At 51.9% G+C, this 2,486-nt stretch carries 3 protein-coding genes; all 3 read left to right on the top strand.

Annotated features, from left to right (window positions below):
- Nucleotides 1-441, top strand: a 441-nt coding sequence (locus AM629_RS20825; RefSeq protein ID WP_054481693.1) for a Tli1a family immunity protein, incomplete at its 5' end; no start/stop codon positions are given.
- A gap of 50 nt (nucleotides 442-491) precedes the next feature.
- The gene (locus AM629_RS20820; RefSeq protein ID WP_054481691.1) at nucleotides 492-1,007 is read left to right on the top strand and encodes a Tli1a family immunity protein; all 516 of its coding nucleotides are present in this window, start codon (nucleotides 492-494) and stop codon (nucleotides 1,005-1,007) included.
- Nucleotides 995-2,486, top strand: a 1,492-nt coding sequence (locus AM629_RS20815) for a T6SS phospholipase effector Tle1-like catalytic domain-containing protein (RefSeq protein WP_161804261.1), incomplete at its 3' end; no start/stop codon positions are given. The genes AM629_RS20820 and AM629_RS20815, both read left to right, overlap by 13 nt.

The following is a 2,486-nucleotide window of genomic DNA, read 5'->3' as shown; positions in this document are numbered from 1 at the left end:
GGCGTGATTATCGCGATTAACCATACCAAGTGGGCGATTAACCGGTTCAGTGTGGATGATAATCCCGGTATCGATAGTATCGGGCCATATCAGGGCGGTGGCGGTGGCTGTTGCTATCGGGCTCCGGAGAAATGGAAACCGGGGATGACGGTTAAGGTGGATTGGGAAACCGGTGTCGCTTTCTCCGACGATTTTCCCGGGTATGAAAACGACGAGAAGTATTTGGAATGGGATAGAAAAATAAATGCCCAGAAACGGCAGCATAGCCAGGTAGTGCCGGTGCCTTATTATCAGAATGGGGGAGATACCTGCGGGATTACGGTGCATTTCTTGCCCTGTGATCAGATTAAAGTCACGACCTCTTGTGACGCCTACGGTAGCCCAAACTACCCGATTAAAGAACCGTTAGAAATGAAGGAGCCGAAAGTATGTCCGAAATAATGCCGACAGGCATCTCAAAGCCAGATTATGCCTTATTGAAGGAGAGAAAGATGAAGAAACACCGGGCTAAATGGGCGGTTTTATGCCTGTTACTGACGGCGTGTAGCCAGTTTCCGGCGCAGGCTGGCGTGATTATCGCGATTAACCATACTAAGTGGGCGATTAACCGGTTCAGTGTGGATGATAATCCCGGTATCGATAGTATCGGGCCGTATCAGGGCGGTGGCGGTGGCTGTTGCTATCGGGCTCCGGAGAAGTGGAAATCGGGGATGACGGTTAAGGTGGATTGGGAAACCGGTGTCGCTTTTTCCGACGATTTTCCTGGGTATGCAAATTGGGAAAAATATTTGGCATGGGATAGGAAAATCAATGCCCAGAAACGCCAGCATAGCCAGGTAGTGCCGGTGCCTTATTATCAGAATGGGGGAGATACCTGCGGGATTACGGTGCATTTCTTGCCCTGTGATCAGATTAAAGTCACGACCTCTTGTGACGCCTACGGTAGCCCAAACTACCCGATTAAAGAACCGTTAGAAATGAAGGAGCCGACAGTATGTCCGAAATAAATCATAACGATGCGGTCTGGTTGCCAGCCCCTTTTCCCGTCGATGGGCGGTTGCCGTCTAAACGCTATCTGGTCGGGCAAAATTGTCACCGTCAGACCAGTGATGAAAGGGCTTACCATCAGGAATTGTGTCTGGCGGCAGAGCGCCGGGTGATACCGCCTTGCTGTAAAACGTTGCATGTCAGCCTGTTTTTTGATGGCACCGGCAATAATTTGTATAACGACCTTTATCAGGCTGTTCCTCACCATCCGACTAATATCGTTCGGCTGTTTCAGGCGACGATTGGGGCCGGTTATGCGGGTGGGGCGGCAGGTAAGCCGTTACTGGATGATGTCGAAAGCACTGGTGGAAAGTACTTCAAGTATTATATCCCCGGTGTGGGTACCCCCTTCCCGGAAATTAATGATCTGGATTACAGCACATGGGGACTGGCTTTTGCTGATCGGGGGGAGGACCGGATCAACTGGGCGTTGCTGCGGTTGATTGATGTCCTTGGCTTTAGCCTGACACAAAAACAGATGACCAACAGTGAAAGTCAAAAATCCCTTGAGTCGATGTCCACCACCTGGCACACACTGGGCTTGGGAGGGGCGCATAACCGTTATAGCGAGTTTTATAAGCAGTTTTCCCGTTTAAAACGTGAGCTAAAAGTAGCCCGCAGCCAGCCCGGTCGGGGCAAATCCAAATTGTTGGGGATGAAGTTGTATGTGTATGGTTTTTCCCGTGGGGCAGCAGAGGCCCGGGCCTTTGTCAACTGGCTGGCCGAATTGTTGCCGCCTCCCACAGGGGATGACCTGAAGCCATCACAGTGTCTGCAAGCGAAAAACGAAACCGACCCGGATTGTAACCTGCCCATCAGTGTGGAGTTTCTCGGGCTGTTTGACACGGTGGCGTCGGTTGGAGTGAGCCATATGGTTCCTGTTGTTGAGGGGCATATGGCTTGGGCCGACGGCACGCAGGAGCTGCCATCGGAGGAGATTTACGGCGGGTTGGTGAAACGCTGTGTGCATCTGGTCTCGACCCATGAACAGCGGCTGAGTTTCCCGATGGATTCGATTCGCCGTTCTGATGGGACCTACCCGACCGGTAGCACCGAGGTAATTTATCCCGGGGTGCATTCTGATTTGGGGGGTGGGTATCCGCCGGGAGATCAGGGTAAGGCGATAGGGAAAAACGATGGTTTCCTTTTATCCCAAATTTCTTTACATGAAATGTATGCGGCGGCCTTTCAAGTCGGGGCACCGCTTAAGGTCCCCCAGTCGGTGTTACCCGACGATTTGCAAAATAAATTGTGGCGGACAATGCATGCTGATATTCAGCAAGAATTTACAATTGCACCAGATGTAGTCAACCGCTTCAACGCCTGGCGCAAAGTCACTTTGGGACTTGATATGCCGGAACAACCGCTGTCTGCCGAAGAGGCTGCCCGCTTTGAACCGGTACGGTCAGCTGTGGCGCTGGAGCAGGCCATGAAAAACC

It is taken from the genome of Photorhabdus heterorhabditis (assembly GCF_001280945.1).
In the GTDB taxonomy this organism is placed as follows: Bacteria; Pseudomonadota; Gammaproteobacteria; order Enterobacterales; family Enterobacteriaceae; genus Photorhabdus; species Photorhabdus heterorhabditis.
Note: the sequence above shows the minus strand (reverse complement) of the source record. Positions and strands in the feature narration are given on the sequence as shown.

What these genes read in the sequence shown, in the direction of transcription:
- AM629_RS20820 (WP_054481691.1), top strand. Translation starts at nt 492, where the DNA reads ATGAAGAAACACCGGGCTAAATGGGCGGTTTTATGCCTGTTACTGACG.